Here is a 16,829-nt window from a genome sequence, read left to right as displayed (position 1 = left end):
ACCCGTAGGCACCGGCCACCGAGCGAGGGAGACCGTATGTACGCAGTACCCGCCGCCGCACCACTCACCCGCCGCGCGGCCCTTCGTACGGCATTCACCGCGGCCCTGTTCGCCGGCACGGCCGCGGCCCTGGCCCCCGTACTGCGCGCCCGCCGGCCCCGGCAGACCCTCACCCCGGCCCCGCTCGCCGAGGAGACGTACCGCGGCCGCCACATCGCGGTGGACCTCGCCGGGGTCCGCATCGACGGCCGGGCGCTGCACGTCATGCGCCGAGCCGACGGCAGCTACCTCAGCGGGATCAACCACTTCCAGTCCTACGCCACCCCGCTGGAGCTCGCCCGCGCCGCCGTCGACGAACTGGGCACCAACCAGCTGGCCTTCGCGGCGTCCCACCACGGCGGACAGGAGTAGCGGGCCTTGTACACCCGACAGAACCAGAAGAACCTGACCAGCGCGCAGAAGAAGCGGTTCACGGCGGCCGTGCTGGAGCTCAAGCGCAACGGCACCTACGACGCCTTCGTGCGCACCCACGACAAGTACTTCGTCCCCGACCGCGACCGCAAGCTGCGCGTCGGGCACATGTCGCCGTCCTTCTTCCCCTGGCACCGGCGCTACCTGCTGGAGTTCGAGCGGCAGCTGCAGGGCGTCGACCCCGGCGTCTCCATCCCGTACTGGGACTGGACCACCGACACCAGCCCGGTCTCCTCCCTGTGGGCCGACGACTTCCTCGGCGGGACCGGCCGCGCGAGCGACCGCCAGGTGATGACCGGCCCGTTCGCCCACGACAAGGGCAACTGGACGGTGACGGTGGGCATCACGGAGGCCCGCTTCCTCACCCGCAACCTGGGCCGGCCGCAGAACCCGATCACCCTGCCGACCGCGGCCGAGCTCCAGTGGGCCATCGACGACCCGGTGTACGACACCTCGCCCTGGGACTCGACGGCCGCCGGCGGCGGCTTCCGCAACAAGCTGGAGGGCTGGGCCGCGCCGAAGAGCGAGAAGTGGCGCAACCACAACAAGGTCCACCAGTGGATCGGCGGCCACATGACGGGCGGCACCGCGCCCAACGACCCGGCGTTCTGGCTGCACCACGCCTTCGTCGACCTGCTCTGGGACCGCTGGCAGCAGCGGCACCCGGCATCGGGCTACCTGCCCGCCGCCCCGCTCGCACTCGGCGACCTCCAGCGGGGCAGGGTGATCGCCCTCGACGAGCCGATGCCGCCGTGGGACGTCACCCCGCGCCAGATGCTCGGCCACCAGGGCTCCTACCGCTACGAGTGACCCCGCCGGCCCGGGCGCACGGGCGCACGGGGAAGGGCCCCCGCCAAGTGGCGGGGGCCCTTCGTGGCACCGGGCGATCAGCCGCCGTAGTTGCCCTCGGTGTGGTGGCCGCCGCCGTGGCCCGACGCGTTGACGCAGGTGTTGCCGAACGCCGGGTTCAGCAGGCCGATCACGTTGACGGTGTTGCCGCAGACGTTGACCGGGACGTGCACCGGAACCTGGAGCAGGTTGCCCGACAGGACACCGGGGGAGCCGACCGCCGCACCGTGCGCTCCGGCATCGGCAGCCGCCAGACCCGCACCGGCGGCCAGGGCGCTACCGGCGGCAGCGGTGATGACGAATGCCTTCGCGATACGCGACATCAAGATCTCCTCGTGAGGATCGGGGTGCCGCAGAAACTGGAAGCTGCGGCGTTTGACATGGCATACAACGCGGGGACCGCCCAAGGGTCACGGCCGCTGGGCCGCCGGTGGTCCCGGACTACCCGGTGATCCCGAACCGGGCGGAGGCGAAGTACGGACGCACCGGCGTGACGGCTCCCGGCGCGAGCACCTGCACCGGGGAGCCCGCGCAGCCGGGCTCCCGGTAGAGCGCCACCGGGCCCCGGGTCTTGTTCGTCACGGCGCGCCCGCCGCCGCCCTTCGCGGCCAGGCAGCCCTTGGGGGCGGTGAAGCCGTGCGGCCGGTCGTCCGTGCCCAGGTACTGGAACTCGGGCCCGACGGCCGACGGGGTCCCGAGGGCGGCGGTCGGGCCGTCGGCGGCGTGGGCGCCGCTGCCGGCCGCCGCGGCGGCCGTGGCCGCCAGCAGCAGGGCCGGGACCGAGCCGGCCCGCAGGACGCTCCGAACGGTGTCGTGGAGAGAGAGGGATCGCATGCCCGGCCCAACCCGGCCCGACCCGGACGGGGTCACGCCTTGTCACCCGTCGCGTGCCTGTGCGACGGTGCGACCGGACGGAGCGCGGAACCCCGGATACCGGCGACCGGGCCGTCCTTGGCGGACCCGGCAGGCCGTCTCCGACGGACCCAGGAGGACACGATGCCCGCAGCGGCGAGCGACGCCCAGGACCGTGCCCGACCCCGGGCCCGGACGGCGCACGGAGTGGTCGAGGGCCGCAGCGGCCCCGGCGGCATCGCCGTCTTCCGCGGCATCCCCTACGCCGCCCCGCCCGTCGGCGCCCGCCGGTTCGCCGCGCCCGCGCCCCCCGAGCCGTGGGACGGCGTACGCGACGCGGGTGCGTACGGTCCCACCGCGCCCAAGGTGCCCTACCCCGACCCGTTCGCCGCGCTGCTGCCCGATCCGGACGTCCCCGGCGACGACTGCCTCAACCTGAACGTGTGGACCCCGGACCCCGCGGCCGGGCGGACGCCCGGGGCCCGGCTCCCGGTCATGGTCTGGATCCACGGCGGGGCCCTCACCCGGGGCTCCTCCGCCGTCCCCGTCTACGACGGCTCCGCCTTCGCCCGCGACGGCGTGGTGCTCGTCTCCGTCAACTACCGCCTCGGCGTCCTCGGCTACGGGCTCTTCCCCGACGCCCCCGCCAACCGCGGGCTGCTCGACCAGATCGCCGCCCTGACCTGGGTCCGGGAGAACATCGAGGCCTTCGGCGGAGACCCCGGGCGGGTGACCGTCTTCGGCGAGTCCGCCGGGGCCATCAGCATCGGCGCCCTCCTCGCCGCGCCCCGGGCCGCCGGGCTCTTCCACCGGGCCGCCCTGCAGAGCGGGCCTCCCGAGGCCCTGCCGTGCGAGCGGGTGCGCGCCATGGTCCGGCGGATGGCCGCGCTGCTCAAGGTCCCCGCCACCGCCGGGGCATTCGCCGCCGTCGCCCTGACCGACCTGCTCGCCGCCCAGGCCGCCGTGCTGCGCCGGTCCTCGCCGCTGGTCGGCGGCCCGGCCTTCGGGCTGGTCACCGACCCGGACACGCTGCCGGCGGACCCGCTCGAAGCCGCGGCGGCCGCGGCCGCGGACATGCCGCTGCTGCTGGGCTGGACCGCCGAGGAGCACCGGCTCTGGCTGGCCCCGACCGGCGGGATGCGGCTGCTGGACCGGCTGGGCCCGCTCGCCGTGGCCCTGGGCCGGATCCGCGGCGGCAAGGACCGCGGCGCCGTACGGGCGCTGCGCGCCGAGCGGCCCGGCGCCGGCCCCGCCGACCTCGCCGGGCACCTGCTCACCGACCGGCTGCTGCGCGACCCGCTGCGCGCCCTGGCCGGGGCGCCGGGGCGGGGCGCGCCGAGCTTCGTCTACGAGTTCGCGTGGCCGTCCGGGATCCCGGGCCTCGGGTCCTGCCACGCGCTGGAGCTGGGCTTCGTCTTCGACACCCTGGCCGTCCCCGAGGCGTCGTGGCTGGCCGGGCCCCACGCCCCGCAGGAACTGGCCGAGGAGATGCACGCGGCCTGGGTGCGCTTCGCCGTGGACGGGGACCCCGGCTGGGCGCCCTGGAACGGCGACGGCCCGCCGAAGGTGTTCGGCGGGCCGAAGCAGGTGGAAGCGCGGCTGGTTACTCCACGGGCCCTTCCATGACCTTGCTGATGTACTGGATCGGCCCCTCGCCCATGTTGGGGACGTAGGTCTTCGCGTTGTGCTGGCCGCCCTGGATGATCTTCAGCTCGGTGTGGACCGGCCCCTTGCCGTAGGCGGCGATGAACTTCTCCACGTTCGGTAGGGTGTTCTTGTTGGACTCGTTGGTGCCGACCTGGAAGGCCAGGTAGACGTCCGGGCCCTTCTTGTCGATCAGCGCCTTGGCCAGCAGCTCGGGGTTGTTCTCCGCCTTCTCCTTGTCGTGGCCCCTCCACAGCGAGGAGTCGGGCACGATGTCCGGGCCCGAGCAGATCGCGGCCTTGAACTTGTCCGGGTGCTTCAGCACGGCCTTCAGGCTGGCGAAGCCACCGGTCGAGGAGCCCATGTAGGCCCAGCCGTCACGGGACTTGACCGTGCGGAAGTTCGCGCGCACCAGGTCCGGGACGTCGTCGGTGAGCCAGGTGCCCATCTTGGGCTGGTCCGGGATGTCGGACCCGTCCCAGTAGACGCCCTTGTCGTCCGGACCCGGGTTCAGCACCGGCATGGCGAGGATGAAGGGCTTGCTCTTGCCCTCGGCGTACCACTTGCTGATGCTGGTCTGCAGGCCCAGGTCGGTGCCCATCCAGTAGTTGTTCGGGTAGCCGGCGCCGCCCGGGAGCGCGATCATGACCGGGAAGCCGCTCTTGGCGAACTTCGGGTCGTCGTACTCCTTGGGAGCCCAGACCCAGACCTTGCCCTTGAAGCCCGACTTCTTGCCGTCCAGCGTGGTGACGGCCACGTGCGTGCCGTCGGGCAGGGTCATCGAGTTCTTGAAATCGGCCTTCGGGCCCGTGGGCATCGACATCTTCGAGTTCGCCGGCGGTTTGACGGCCTCACCGGAGTCACCGGTGTGCGGCTTCCCGAACGAGACGGCCTCGCCCTTGTCCGTGAAGGGCGGTATCTCGTAGTGGTTCATCACGAGCGCCGCGACACCCGCCAGCGCGAGCACGGAGGCGCCCGCGATCACCCACCGCCGGACCCGCGAAGGCCGCCGCGGCTCACCGTGGGGGGGCTGCCCCTGCGGCGGGTGGGGAGGGTACGGCTGCTGCCCCTGCGGCGGGTACGGCTGCTGCTGGTAGGGCCCTTCCGACCGGTACGGCTGCTGCTGTCCGTCGGGTGAGTGCGACATGTGCGGTTGCTCTCCGGCTTGGTGCTGACCCCGTTGGGGCGGGGTGGGACTGCTTTCGATCAAAAGAGGAGCCTACGTGCTCACAGGTTCCGGATTTTTCCGACTCTTTGGGTTCCCGAGAGGAGGACATTGCCCGACGTCGAAACGGTCGGCGGAGTTCCCGATCTGTTCGCCGAGTATCTCTGGCCCCTGCACATGCCGATCGGTACGGTACCTCCGCGCCGCCCCAAGCCCCTGCCCGGAGGTAATTCCCGTGCCCGGCATGCCACTTCCACGGTCCCGTCGCAAGACCGCCCTCGCCACTGCCCGCGCCACCGCCTTCGGCGTCTCCACCGTCGGCGCCGCGCTGTGGGCGGGCATCGCCGCCGCCCAGCCGGGGGGAGTCAACCTCACCAACTCCTACGGCATCACGCACCCGAGCCGGCCCAACTGCCTGCAACTCTTCTCGGGCTCCCACCAGGGCGTGACCGGCGACAGCTGCTACACGCCGGGCTTCAGCTCCGCGCCCAACCTGGCCTCCGAGCTGATCGCCGCCCCGGGCACCCGCCCCGGGCGACGCGGTGCTCGTGCTACCGCGCCGGACGCCGCAGCCGTCTGATCCCACCCGCCGATCCCGAAAGGCCCCGCCCGTGCCCCTGAAGCGCCGGATCCTGATCCTCGTCTCCGCCGTCGTCCTGCTCGCCGCGATCGGGGCGCTCGCCGTCGTGCGGGCCTCCTCGCGCGCCGACGAGAAGGACCGGGCCCGGGCCGGCGGGCCGGCGATCACCCCGGGCGCGGTGTCCCTCGCCCCGGGCGACGGCGGCCGGCGGATCGTGTTCCGGAACATGGTCTGGGGGCCGCACCGCGACGAGCTGGCCACCGCACCGGCCGACGCGCCCGAAGGGCCCCGTACCGCCTCCGGGGTCAGCTGCCTGCGCTTCCACTCCGCCGCCGGCACGGGGGTCTGCCTCCAAGCCGACAAGGGCGGGGTGCAGGACAGCTACAAGGCCGTCGTCCTCGATGCCCGGCTCGAGGAGGTCTCCAGCCACCCGCTGGCCGGCATCCCGACCCGGGCGAGGGTCTCGCCCGGCGGCCGTCTGGCCGCCTGGACGGTCTTCGTGGGCGGGGACTCGTACGCGGGCACGAACTTCTCGACCCGGACCTCGCTGCTGGACCTGCGCACCGGGAAGTACGACGCCTCCCTGGAGGACTTCACGATCCACAAGGACGGCAAGGCGTACCGCAACGCCGACGTCAACTTCTGGGGAGTCACCTTCACCGCCGACGAGCAGGGCTTCTACGCCACGCTCGCGACCGGGGGCCAGACCTACCTGGTCCGCGGCGACCTCGCGGCACGCACGGTGACCACGCTGCGCGAGAACCTCGAATGCCCGTCCCTGTCGCCCGACGGGACCCGGCTGGTGTTCAAGAAGCGGGTGCCCGGCCTGTCGCCGGACGCGCCCTGGCGGCTGTACGTCCTGGACCTGGCCTCGATGGCGGAGGCCCCGCTCGCCGAGGAGCGCAGCGTCGACGACCAGGTGGTGTGGACGGACGACAAGACGGTCGTCTACTCCCTGCCCGGGGACTTCGGCGCAGACCTCTACTCCCTGCCCGCCGACGGCAGCGGCGCCCCGGCCCGGCTCATGACGTCGGCCCTCGCCCCCGCCTTCCTCGGCTGACACCGGGGAAGTGGGGGCGGGAGCCGCCCGCCGTCCGAACGGAAGGGCAGGGTGCGGCAGCGCAGAAGGACCGTTACGCCGGGATGAGCGTCTTGCGCCGCCGCTTGCGCTGCGCGGCCGCCGACAGCCTGAGCTCGATGACCGACCGCACGGTCGGCCACTCCTCGTCGAGGATCGAGTAGAAGGCCGTACTGCGGACCGCCCCGTCGAGGCCCCTCGAATGGGCCCGGCGGACCCCCTCGCTGGTGAACCCGAGCCGTTCCATGGCGGCGCGCGAGCGGCCGTTGCGGGCATCGGCGCGCAGCGAGATGCGCCGGACGCCCCAGGTCTCGAAGGCATGGCGCAGCAGGAGGAGCTTCGCCTCGGTGTTGATGCCGGTTCCCTGGGCCTGCGGGGACAGCCAGGTATTGCCGATCTCGGCGGCATCGGGGATCGCCGTCGCCGGATCGCCGAACGGGACCCCCGGCACGGCGGGCCACACCAGCGGCCCCTGCCAGTAGTCGAGTTCCAGGAACCGGGTCGAACCGACCACCCGGCCGTCGGTGGCTCTGACCACCGCGAACGGGAGCGATCGACCCGCCGCCTGATCGGCGAGGGCACGGTCGATGTACTCGTGTGACGCCTGCAACCCGTGGGGCACGGGAGTGAAGGCGTAAGTCGTACGATCCTCGGCCCCGGCCATGGCCAAGGCCTCGGTGTGGTGGGGGGCGAGGGGCTCAAGCCGCACGGAGCGGCCGGCGAGGAGTACGGGTACGGGCACGGAGCCTTCGGTCCTTCTGGGCGGTGGGGTGGTTGCACAGTCTGCGTCCCTGACGTCGCCCCCCGTGCAAAACACGGGTGAAAGGCAACGGGCTGTCAGGTGAACGCGAGTGGCTCAATGTAGCCCCTTAGAGTCCTCTCATGAACCCCCAAATTGGCAATGGCGTGACACTCTTTTTCGAGGACTTGGGTCCCCGTGACGGAGCCCCCGTAATCCTGATCCACGGACATCCGTTCAACCGCACGATATGGGACCCCCAGACGGCCGCCCTGACCGCGGCCGGTTACCGTGTCATCGCCCCTGACCTGCGGGGATACGGTCAAAGCCCGGTGGTTCCCGGCAAGACCCTGCTCGCCGCCTTCGCCGACGACCTGGCCGCCCTGCTCGACCGCCTGGGCGTCGAACAAGCGGTCGTCGGCGGTGTGTCCATGGGCGGGCAGATCGCCATGGAGATGCGGCTGCGCCACCCGGGTCTGGTACGGGCCCTCGTCCTGTCCGACAGCTCCTCCCCGGCGGAGACCGAGGACGGCAAGGCCTTCCGCCTGAACCTCGCCGAGCGGCTGCTGCGGGAGGGGATGAAGCCCTACACCGACGAGGTCATCGACAAGATGCTCGCGCCGTACAACGTGACCGGAATGCCCGAGGCCGCCGCCAAGGTGACCGCGATGATGTACGCGACCGCACCCGAGGGCGCGGCCGCAGCGCTGCGCGGGCGGGCCGAGCGGCCCGACTACGCCCCGGTGCTCGCGGCGCTGCCCGCCGAGGTGCCCTGCCTGATCATCGTCGGCCGGGACGACGTGTACACCCCGGTCGCCGAGGCCGAGTCCCTGCACGCACTGGTCCCGCACTCGGTGCTCACCGTCGTGGAGCGGGCCGGACACCTGCCGGGCGTGGAGCAGCCGGAGGCCTTCAACGCGGCGCTGCTGGAGTTCCTCGCGGCGCTCTGACAGCAGTACCGGGCCCCGCGACCGCCGCGCACCGTGGAGCCTCCGCTCCGGGGGTTTCCCGAAGCGGCGGCGGGCCCGGCGTGGGGCGCAGTTCGGTCGTAGGAGCCGGCCAAGGGTACGAGCAGCGGCCCGCCTGAGCAGGGGCGTCGCGGCGGGGCCCTTCGGCGGGCCGGCGGGTGCCGAAGGGCGCTACCGCGCGGCCGGACGGCGGTGTCAGTCTGTCTGCAGAGTGGTGCGCAGCCGGTAGCGGTCGCCGCTGTACTCCACGGTGGACAGCAGGAGCGGCCGCTGGTCGCGCGTGAACACGGTCTGGTCGAGGACGAGCACGGGCGCGCCCTCGGCGATGCCGAGGTGCCCGGCGAGTTCCCCGTCGGCCGTGCGCGCCTCGATCGTGGCCTCGGCGCGGTCGGGCTCGACGCCCCAGCGGCGCAGCTCCTCGAAGAGCGAGGTCTCGCGGAAGTCGGTGCGGGCGAGGTCGGGCGCGAGTTCGACGACGACGAGCGTCCGGTCGAGGGCGATCCGGACGTCGTTGAGCAGCCGGACCCGCTCCAGGAGCAGCAGCGGGGTGCCGGCGGGCACGCCGAGGCGGTCCGCATCGTCCAGGGACGCCGTGACCGTGTCGTGCCGCAGGACGACCGAGCTGGCGCGCATGTGCTTGCGGCGCGCGGTGGCGGTGAAGGACTCCAGGTCTTTGGGCCACTCGCGGGCGGGCGCGGGCGCCACGGGCGCCGCGACGAACCAGCCGCGCCCGTGGGAGGCGGTGACCAGGCCCTGCTCGACGAGGCGGCCGAGCGCGCGGCGCAGGGTGACGCGGGAGACGTCCAGCCGGGTGCACAGCTCGCGCTCGGGCGGCAGCTTGCTGCCGGCGGTCAGGCCGCGGCGCGCGATCTCCTCGCGGATCCGGTCCGCGGCCTGGGCCCACAGGGGGTCGGCGGCACGGACGACGGAGGAGGAGGTGGCGGCGTCGTCGGTGGCAGGATCGTCGATCATGGGATGAACCATACCACTTGCTACCACTTTGTTGTGGCTTCCGACCTCGGGATGGCGAGACCTTCGGCCTCATCTTGATGTTTTCCGTAAGACCACAAGAGACCACCGTTGACCAATCCAAAACCACTGGTTACCTTCGAGTCGTCCCCACCACCCGCTCGACGAGGAGTACCTGCGATGAGTACGGCCACAGCCCCGGCCACCGCACCGGCCGCCGGAAAGAAGCCGGGCCGGATCATGCCGGTCATGCAGCGCATCGGCCGCAGCCTGATGCTGCCCGTGGCCACGCTGCCGGCCGCCGCCCTGCTGACCCGGCTCGGCGGCCACGACCTGCTGGGCCGTGAGAACTTCCCGCTGATCGTGCAGAAGCTCGCGATGGTGCTGGCGGCCGCCGGTGACACGGTCTTCGCCAACCTGCCGCTGCTCTTCGCGGTCGGCGTGGCCATCGGCTTCGCCAAGAAGTCCGACGGCTCAACCGCCCTGGCGGCCGTGGTCGGCTACCTCGTCTTCAAGGCGGTGCTCGCCAGCCCGGCCTTCCCCAAGGGCGTGGACGGCGAGCCGCTCGACGCCAAGGTCCTCGGCGGCATCGTGATGGGCCTGGTCGCGGCCCTCCTCTACCAGCGCTTCAGCCGGACCAAGCTGCCCGAATGGCTCGGCTTCTTCGGCGGCCGCCGGCTCGTGCCGATCCTGAGCGCCTTCGCCGGCGTCGGCATCGGAGTGGTATTCGGAGTGGTCTGGCCGACCGTCGGCGGCTGGTTCTTCCACTTCGGCGAGTGGCTGGTCGGCACCGGCGCCTGGGGCGCGGGCCTCTTCGGCCTCGTCGTCCGGGCCCTCATCCCGATCGGGATGCACCACTTCTTCTCGGTCTTCCCCTGGTTCGAGGCCGGCTCCTTCGTGAACCCGACCACCGGCACCGAGGTGCACGGCGACATCGCCCGCTTCCTCGCCGGCGACCCGACCGCGGGCCAGTTCATGACCGGCGGCTTCCCGATCTACATGTTCGCCCTCCCGGCCGCCGCCATGGCCATCGCGCACACCGCACGCCCCGAGAACCGCACCATGGTCAAGGGCATGATGATCTCCGTCGCCCTGACCTCCTTCGTCACCGGCGTGACCGAGCCCATCGAGTTCGCCTTCATGTTCGTGGCCCCGGTCCTCTACGCGATCCACGCCTTCCTCTTCGGCGTCTCGATGGCCGTCTGCTACGCCCTCGGCATCCGTGACGGCTTCGGCTTCTCCTCCGGCGCCATCGACTACATCGTCAACTACGGCATCGCCACCAAGCCCTGGATGCTCATACCGATCGGCCTGGCCTTCGCCGCCATCTACTACGTGCTCTTCCGCTGGGCGATCGTGAAGTTCGACCTCCCCACCCCGGGCCGGGAACGCGACGAGGACGCGGAACGGAAGCCGGGAGCCAAGGCCGGAGCCTCCGCCTGATCCCGCCGCACCGCTCCGTCCGCTCGGACCGCTCACCCCGCACCACCTGTACCGCCCGCACCGCCCCGGCGCCGCGAAAAAGGGAGGGGGTCGGCGGCGGAGGCAGATGGGTATGAGAGACAGGGTGTGGAGATCGGCATGTTCGGCTCTCTCGCAGGTCACAGGACCCTTCCACCGTGCCCCGGGCCGGGCCGTGAGACCTCGGCCGGAGGTACGGAAGGCCCGCGCCGGCTCCATCTTTCGGACGACCCCGCGTCAGGGCGGGCTCAGCCGTCCCACCAGCCACTCCAGCGCCGGCGGGACCTCGCGGCCCCACGTCTCGTAGTGGTGCCCGCCGCTGCCCAGGACGATCGACGACACCCGCGCGGGCGCCCGCACCGCATCGATGAACTCCATCGTCCGCGGGTACTGGTGCTCGCCCTTCCGGCTGCTCGCCACCAGCAGCGACACCGGCGGCTGCGGCAGGTTCCGCAGCCGCCACAGCAGGTCCCTCTCCCGCCGCAGGCCCGCGTCGCCGCCGAACAGGTCGCCGGTGTCGGCGTCCCGCGCCGCCCCGTACGATGCCGAGAGCCCGGCAGCCGCCCGATAGGCGTCCGGCCCGCGCAGGGCCAGCTTCAGCGCGCAGTACCCGCCCACCGAGTTGCCCATCACGCCCCACCCCCGGGCGTCGCGCGTGAGCCCGTAGTGCGAGGCCACCGCCGCCCGCAGGTCGTGCGCGAAGAAGGTCTCCGCCTGCGGCCCGCCCGGCACGTCCACGCACTCCGTGTCCCGCGGGGGCGCCACCGTCGGCGTCATCAGCACCAGCACCGCCGGCCGCATCCGCCCCGCCCGCACCGCCTCCAGCGCCCTCTGCGGATACCGGAGCAGGTCGAGCAGCACCCGCGGCGTACTGGGGAACCCGCTCAGCGCCAGCACCACCGGGAACTCCTCCCGGCGCCGCGCCGTCGCGTACGCGTACTGCGGCGGCAGGTAGACGTACGCCTGCGCCGACAGCCCGCTGCGCGCCCCCCGCACCGTGACCGCCTCGATCCGGCCGACCGCCTCCGGATCGCCGGAGCCCCCGTACCGCCACGAGTGCGTGCCCCGCACCCGCAGGCCGTCCCGCCCCGACGGGTCCGCGCCCGAGGTGTCCGTGCCCGCCGGGATCGGATCGTCGCGGCGCAGGGACAGCAGATCGCCCCAGGAGCCGTAGAAGCCGTAGGAGGAGTTCGCCGCGAGCAGCAGCGGCACCGCCATCGTCAGGGTGATCGCCAGCTGCAGGGCGGACCGCCCCAGCACCGCCCCCGGCCCGCGCACCGAGAGCCGGGGCCACAGCAGCACCGTGCCCGCGAACACCGCGGTCGCCAGGAGGACGGCGAGGAGCAGCGCCGGGGCGCCGTCGATGCCGAGGGACACGGCCGCCGGGCCCGGATCAGCCGACCGGACCGCGCGGGGCGGCGGGCACCGCGCCGCTCTCCCAGGCCCAGGCGGCGATCTCCACCCGGTTGCGCAGCCCCAATTTGGCCTGCACCGAGACCAGGTGCGTCTTGACCGTGGACAGCGAGATGAACAGCCCGTCGGCGATCTCCTGATTGGTCAGCCCGCGCGCGACCAGCCGCACGACGTCCATCTCGCGCTCCGACACCGGCGGTTCGCCGGCGAACGCCCCCGGCGTCCCCGGCGGTGCGGGCTGCTCGCCGAGCCGCTCCAGCAGCCGCAGCGTCACGGCGGGGGAGACGAGCGCGTCCCCGCGCGCGGCCGCCCGTACGGCTTCCACCAGCAGGTTCGGCCCGGCGTCCTTGAGCAGGAAGCCGCTGGCGCCGCCGCGCAGCGCCCCGTACAGGTAGTCGTCCTGGTCGAAGGTGGTCACGATCACCACCCGCAGCGGGTCGGCGACCCCCGGCCCGGCGAGCAGCCGGGTCACCTCCAGCCCGTCGAGCCTGGGCATCCGTACGTCGACCAGGCACACGTCCGGGCGCAGCCGCCGGGCCAGTTCCACGCACTGCGCGCCGTCCGTGGCCTCGCCGACCACCTCGATGTCCGGTTGGGCGCCCAGGATCAGCGCGAAGCCGGTGCGGACCATTTCCTGGTCGTCGGCGATGAGGACGCGGATGTCGCTTTTCATACGTTCGATCCTGCCAGGCCGCCGCCGGGGCCGCCGTCGCCGCGGCCGCCGCCGTCCAGCAGCGGGAAGACTCCGGTCACCCGCCAGCCGCCGTCCGGCAGCGGGCCCGCGGCGAGCCGGCCGTCCACGGCCTCGACCCGTTCGCGCAGCCCGATCAGCCCGAGGCCGCCGCGGCCGCCGGGCGGGACGTGGCCGCGCCGGTGCCCGGGGTCGTGCGCGGGGCCGTTGTCGACCTCCACCGTCAGGCGTACTCCGTCGGTGGCCAGCCTCACCCGTGTGGCCCGCGCGCCCGGAGCGTGCCGCGTCACATTGGTCAGGGCCTCCTGCACCAGCCGGTGCACCGAGGTCTCCACTTCCGGCGCCAGCCGCACCCGCCGTACCGGTTCGGCCAGCTCCAGGGCGGCCCCCGGCCGGCCGGCCACCAGCAGGGCCAGCTCCGCGAGCAGGTCCTGCGGCCGCACCGACCCCGAGTCCTGCTCGCGCAGGACGCGGACCAGGCGCCGCATGGAGTCCAGCGTCTCGCCGCCGGCCCGCTCGATGGAGCGCAGCAGCGGCTCGAGCCGCTCGGGCGCGGTCTCCCGGATGGCCTGGGCGGCCTGCGCCTGGACGACGATGCCGGTGACGTGGTGGGCCACGAAGTCGTGCAGGTCGCGGGCGAGTTCGTGGCGCTCGTGCTCCCGTACGGCCACGACCGCTCGGGCCCGGCGCTGGTCCAGGATGCGCAGGTAGCCGCCGAATCCGGCGGCCCCGGCGGCCGCCAGGGTCAGCGCGAAGGCGGCGGTCTCGGCGGCGGCGTCGCTGGGCATCCGCAGCGGGGCCGCGGCGGCCGCCGCCCACAGCAGCAGTCCCAGCGGCACCACCCGGGGCGGGTCGGTGTGCCGGGCGCACCGGGCCAGCAGCACCAGCAGGGCGGCGGACTCCAGCAGCCCCCAACTCCCGCCGGTGCCCCGGTCCGGCAGCAGCATCGCGCCGGTGGCGGCGAGGGAGAGCGGGGCGGCGAGCAGCGCGCGGCCGTCGAGGGGGAGCCGGACCGCGCGGGCGGGCAGCAGGGCGATCGCGCCGACGACGGCGCCGCAGACGAGGACGGCCCAGGCGCGCGGCGGCTCCACCGTGATCCAGTCGAGGGCCCACACGAGGACACAGCCCGCCGCCACCAGCAGCGCGGGGAATCTCTCTCGGCGCATCGCATTTCCGCGGATCGGGGGAAGGGGGGCGGGAGGCACGGGGCAGACGGACGGGCGGACGGGCAGAAACGGGAAAACCCGTGGGGGGTACGAGGAAACCTCGTACCCCCCACGGGATCAACAGGGTGAGTGACGGGACTTGAACCCGCGGCCACCTGGACCACAACCAGGTGCTCTACCAACTGAGCTACACCCACCACGAAGGGTGGCGGACCACCCGTTCGACGTGCAAGCACAGCATAGCCGATCGGCGGGGTGCTCCCGCGACGTGTTTGTCGCGCGACGGCAGGTGGGAGGCGGGAGGCAACCCCGGCGCCGCGATCGCCCTCCCTCTCCTTATGGGAGCAAACCGTCTCACCGGGTTGGACGCCGCCCGCGGCGCCGCCGTCCTCGGCATGTTCGCCGTCCACGTCGGACCGCCGCCCGTGCCCGAGGGCGCGGGCTGGCTGCTGGTCGCCGCCGACGGCCGCGCGCCCGCCGTCTTCACGCTCATCGCCGGCTTCTCCCTCGCGCTCGCCCGCTCCCGTGCCGCGGGGCCGCCGCCGCTGCGGGCCACCCTGACCCGCTGCGCGATCCTCGCCGGGCTCGGCCTGTGCCTCGCCGCGCTCTCACCCGGGATCCTGGTGATCCTGGCCTTCTACGCCGTCTACTTCCTGGCAGCCGAACCCTTCACCCGGCTGCGCACCCGCACCCTGGCGGCCGCCGCGGGCGCCGCCGTCGTCCTGGGTCCGGTCCTCTCCTACACCCTGGGCCGGGCCGCGGGGCTGCGCACCGGCGGGCGCGGGGGCACACCGGTCCCGGCCGACCTGTTGAGCTGGAGCGGCGCCGCCGGGACGGTGCGGGAACTGCTGCTCTCGGGCGCGTACCCGCTGCTCACCTACTTCCCCTACATCCTGGTGGGCATGGCGCTGGGCCGCCTCGCCGACCTGCGGAGCAAGCGGTCGCTCGGACTGCTGGCCGGCGCCGGGGCGGCCGCCGCCGTCGCCGGGTACGGCGCCTCCTGGCTCGCGATGGGCCCGGGCGGCCGGCGCGCGTCCCTGCTGGACGCCGTCGCACGGGAGCACCCGTGGGCCGCCGCGGAGCCCGATCCGGTCGCCGCGGTGCTGGCCGAGCAGTTCGGCGCGATCCCCAGCACCTCCTGGGACTGGCTGCTGCTGGCCGGCCCCTACAGCCAGACCCCGCTGGAGACCCTCGGCAACGCCGGGACCGGGGCCGCCCTCCTCGGCCTGCTCGCCCTCGCCGCGCGGGTCGGGCGGGTGGCGAGGGCGCTGCGGCCGCTCGCCGCCGTCGGAGCGATGGCCCTGTCGGTGTACGTCGTGCACGCGGTGGCGCTGGCGATGTTCCTGCGCGGCTGGACCGGTTGGGACGCGCTGGCGGGGTTCTCGGCCTGCGCGATGGCCGGCTGCCTGGTCTGGGACCACTTCCTGCGCGGTACGCGGCTGGGCCGCGGGCCGCTGGAATGGGCCCTGCGGGCGGTGACGCCGGCGTGACGCGGAGCCCTGCGGTAGCCCTGCGGGGCCTTGCGGGGCCCGTCCCCGAGCCACCCTTCCTCCGTTCCCCGGGCTGCGCCCGGACCCGCCCGGGGCGGGTTCGACCGGCGCGGCCCCTGACTTCGGGGGGCGGGGCGCGGGAGGATCCCCGCATGGACCACGACTCCGCTCACGACGCCGATCCCTTCACGGCCGCCGACTACGCCGCACGGATGGCCGCCGCCGCGCGGTCCGCCGCCGACGCGGGCCTGGCCGGCCTGCTGATCGCCCCCGGGCCCGACCTCGCCCACCTCACCGGCTACCGCCCCGTGGACACCGAGCGGCTGACCCTGCTCGTCCTCGCGGCCGGGCAGGACCCCGTCCTCGTCGTCCCCTCGCTGGAAGCCCCCGACGCGGCGAAGGCCCCCGGCGCGGGCGCGCTGACCCTGCGGGACTGGGCCGACGGGAAGAACCCGTACACCGCGGCCGCCCCGCTGCTGGACGCCGCCGGCCGCTTCGGCGTCAGCGACAACACCTGGGCGCTGCACCTGCTGGGCCTGCAACGGGAGTTGCCGACGACCTCCTACGCCCCGCTGACCGACGTGCTGCCGATGCTGCGCGCCGTCAAGGACGAGCGCGAGCTCGCCCGGCTCGCGGCCGCCGGGGAAGCCGCCGACGCCGCGTACGCGCAGATCCTGCACGTCCCCTTCGCCGGCCGCCGGGAGAGCGACGTCGCCGCCGACCTCGCCGCGCTGCTGCGCGTACACGGCCACTCCCAGGTCGACTTCACCGTCGTCGGCTCCGGCCCCAACGGGGCCAATCCGCACCACGAGGCCGGCGACCGGGTCATCGAGAACGGCGACATGGTGGTCCTGGACTTCGGAGGGCTCAAGCACGGCTACGGATCCGACATCTCCCGGACCGTCCACGTCGGCGAGCCCACGGACGAGGAGCAGCGCGTCCACGACATCGTCCGCGAGGCCCAGCTGGCGGGCGTGGCGGCGGCCCGGGCGGGCGCCGCCTGCCAGGACGTGGACCGCGCGGCCCGCGCGGTGATCACCGAGTTCGGCTACGGCGAGCAGTTCATCCACCGCACCGGCCACGGCATCGGAGTCACCACGCACGAGCCGCCGTACATGGTGGAGGGGGAGGAGCAGGTCCTCGTCCCCGGCATGTGCTTCTCCGTGGAGCCGGGGATCTACCTCCCGGGGCGGTTCGGCGTCCGCATCGAGGACATCGTCACGGTCACCGAGACCGGCTGCCGCAGCTTCAACAACGCCTCGCGGGAACTGGCGATCGTCGAGTAGGCCCGTC

At 73.6% G+C, this 16,829-nt stretch carries 16 protein-coding genes, 1 tRNA gene and 1 pseudogene; 9 read left to right on the top strand and 9 right to left on the bottom strand.

Translation table 11 applies throughout. The annotated features are described in order from the left end of the window. The first annotated feature begins 36 nt into the window (after positions 1–36). Positions 37–411 (top strand): tyrosinase family oxidase copper chaperone, encoded by a 375-nt coding sequence (locus DRB89_RS21060; RefSeq protein ID WP_112450733.1) that lies wholly within the window; start codon positions 37–39, stop codon positions 409–411. A gap of 6 nt (positions 412–417) precedes the next feature. Next, on the top strand, positions 418–1,281 hold the full coding sequence (locus tag DRB89_RS21055) for a tyrosinase family protein (RefSeq protein ID WP_112450732.1): 864 nt from the start codon (positions 418–420) through the stop codon (positions 1,279–1,281). A gap of 77 nt (positions 1,282–1,358) precedes the next feature. On the opposite strand, the gene DRB89_RS21050 is transcribed toward DRB89_RS21055, so the two are convergent. Both DRB89_RS21050 and DRB89_RS21045 read right to left on the bottom strand, forming a co-directional pair. Next, positions 1,359–1,643 carry a chaplin gene (locus DRB89_RS21050; protein ID WP_112450731.1) on the bottom strand — a complete coding sequence of 95 codons (285 nt, stop codon included), beginning with the start codon at positions 1,641–1,643 and terminating at the stop codon, positions 1,359–1,361. Positions 1,644–1,761: 118 nt separating this feature from the next. Next, positions 1,762–2,154, bottom strand: a complete 393-nt coding sequence (locus DRB89_RS21045; RefSeq protein ID WP_162688670.1) for a hypothetical protein — start codon at positions 2,152–2,154, stop codon at positions 1,762–1,764. Positions 2,155–2,316: 162 nt separating this feature from the next. Here DRB89_RS21045 and DRB89_RS21040 point away from each other — a divergent pair, with 162 nt between their 5' ends. Continuing rightward, positions 2,317–3,798, top strand: coding sequence for a carboxylesterase family protein (locus DRB89_RS21040; RefSeq protein ID WP_112450729.1), 1,482 nt, complete (start codon positions 2,317–2,319; stop codon positions 3,796–3,798). Here the strand turns inward: DRB89_RS21040 and DRB89_RS21035 are convergent. After that, the gene (locus tag DRB89_RS21035; RefSeq protein WP_112450728.1) at positions 3,776–4,963 is read right to left on the bottom strand and encodes an alpha/beta hydrolase-fold protein; all 1,188 of its coding nucleotides are present in this window, start codon (positions 4,961–4,963) and stop codon (positions 3,776–3,778) included. The genes DRB89_RS21040 and DRB89_RS21035 overlap by 23 nt on opposite strands. Positions 4,964–5,225: 262 nt before the next feature. Here DRB89_RS21035 and DRB89_RS21030 point away from each other — a divergent pair. Both DRB89_RS21030 and DRB89_RS21025 read left to right on the top strand, forming a co-directional pair. After that, positions 5,226–5,498 (top strand): annotated as a pseudogene (locus DRB89_RS21030) (acid phosphatase); the annotation flags it as partial. 94 nt (positions 5,499–5,592) lie between these two features. Then, a complete protein-coding gene (locus DRB89_RS21025) occupies positions 5,593–6,621 on the top strand; it encodes a PD40 domain-containing protein (RefSeq protein ID WP_112450727.1) in 1,029 nt (342 codons plus the stop codon). Positions 6,622–6,694: 73 nt separating this feature from the next. Here DRB89_RS21025 and DRB89_RS21020 read toward each other — a convergent pair whose 3' ends face one another. Further along, positions 6,695–7,381 (bottom strand): GNAT family protein, encoded by a 687-nt coding sequence (locus tag DRB89_RS21020; RefSeq protein WP_112450726.1) that lies wholly within the window; start codon positions 7,379–7,381, stop codon positions 6,695–6,697. A gap of 140 nt (positions 7,382–7,521) precedes the next feature. Between DRB89_RS21020 and DRB89_RS21015 the strand changes: the two genes are divergently transcribed. Then, positions 7,522–8,328 carry an alpha/beta fold hydrolase gene (locus DRB89_RS21015; protein ID WP_112450725.1) on the top strand — a complete coding sequence of 269 codons (807 nt, stop codon included), beginning with the start codon at positions 7,522–7,524 and terminating at the stop codon, positions 8,326–8,328. Between the two features lie 213 nt (positions 8,329–8,541). Here DRB89_RS21015 and DRB89_RS21010 read toward each other — a convergent pair whose 3' ends face one another. After that, complete coding sequence (locus DRB89_RS21010; RefSeq protein ID WP_112450724.1) at positions 8,542–9,318, bottom strand: GntR family transcriptional regulator; 777 nt, start codon at positions 9,316–9,318, stop codon at positions 8,542–8,544. Positions 9,319–9,495: 177 nt separating this feature from the next. Between DRB89_RS21010 and DRB89_RS21005 the strand changes: the two genes are divergently transcribed. Next, a complete protein-coding gene (locus DRB89_RS21005) occupies positions 9,496–10,758 on the top strand; it encodes a PTS transporter subunit EIIC (protein WP_112450723.1) in 1,263 nt (420 codons plus the stop codon). Positions 10,759–11,013: 255 nt separating this feature from the next. On the opposite strand, the gene DRB89_RS21000 is transcribed toward DRB89_RS21005, so the two are convergent. The 4 genes from DRB89_RS21000 to DRB89_RS20985 form a co-directional block, all read right to left on the bottom strand. After that, positions 11,014–12,153 (bottom strand): alpha/beta hydrolase-fold protein, encoded by a 1,140-nt coding sequence (locus DRB89_RS21000; protein ID WP_239516260.1) that lies wholly within the window; start codon positions 12,151–12,153, stop codon positions 11,014–11,016. A gap of 16 nt (positions 12,154–12,169) precedes the next feature. Further along, the gene (locus tag DRB89_RS20995; RefSeq protein WP_112450702.1) at positions 12,170–12,862 is read right to left on the bottom strand and encodes a response regulator transcription factor; all 693 of its coding nucleotides are present in this window, start codon (positions 12,860–12,862) and stop codon (positions 12,170–12,172) included. Next, complete coding sequence (locus DRB89_RS20990; RefSeq protein WP_112450701.1) at positions 12,859–14,046, bottom strand: histidine kinase; 1,188 nt, start codon at positions 14,044–14,046, stop codon at positions 12,859–12,861. The genes DRB89_RS20995 and DRB89_RS20990 overlap by 4 nt, the downstream gene beginning before the upstream one ends. A 124-nt stretch (positions 14,047–14,170) precedes the next feature. Beyond that, positions 14,171–14,243, bottom strand: a tRNA-His gene (locus DRB89_RS20985). Positions 14,244–14,384: 141 nt separating this feature from the next. On the opposite strand from DRB89_RS20985, the gene DRB89_RS20980 reads away from it, so the two are divergent. Together DRB89_RS20980 and DRB89_RS20975 are read left to right on the top strand one after the other, a co-directional pair. Then, entirely contained in the window at positions 14,385–15,536 is a 1,152-nt protein-coding gene (locus DRB89_RS20980) for a heparan-alpha-glucosaminide N-acetyltransferase domain-containing protein (RefSeq protein WP_112450700.1), read from the top strand. A gap of 152 nt (positions 15,537–15,688) precedes the next feature. Further along, positions 15,689–16,822, top strand: a complete 1,134-nt coding sequence (locus tag DRB89_RS20975; protein WP_162688669.1) for an aminopeptidase P family protein — start codon at positions 15,689–15,691, stop codon at positions 16,820–16,822. Positions 16,823–16,829 lie beyond the last annotated feature (7 nt).

Source organism: Streptomyces sp. ICC4, from assembly GCF_003287915.1.
GTDB classification, from domain to species: domain Bacteria; phylum Actinomycetota; class Actinomycetes; order Streptomycetales; family Streptomycetaceae; genus Streptomyces; species Streptomyces tritrimontium.
The sequence above is the reverse complement of the archived record's forward strand: the minus strand, read 5'-3'. Positions and strand labels throughout refer to the sequence as shown.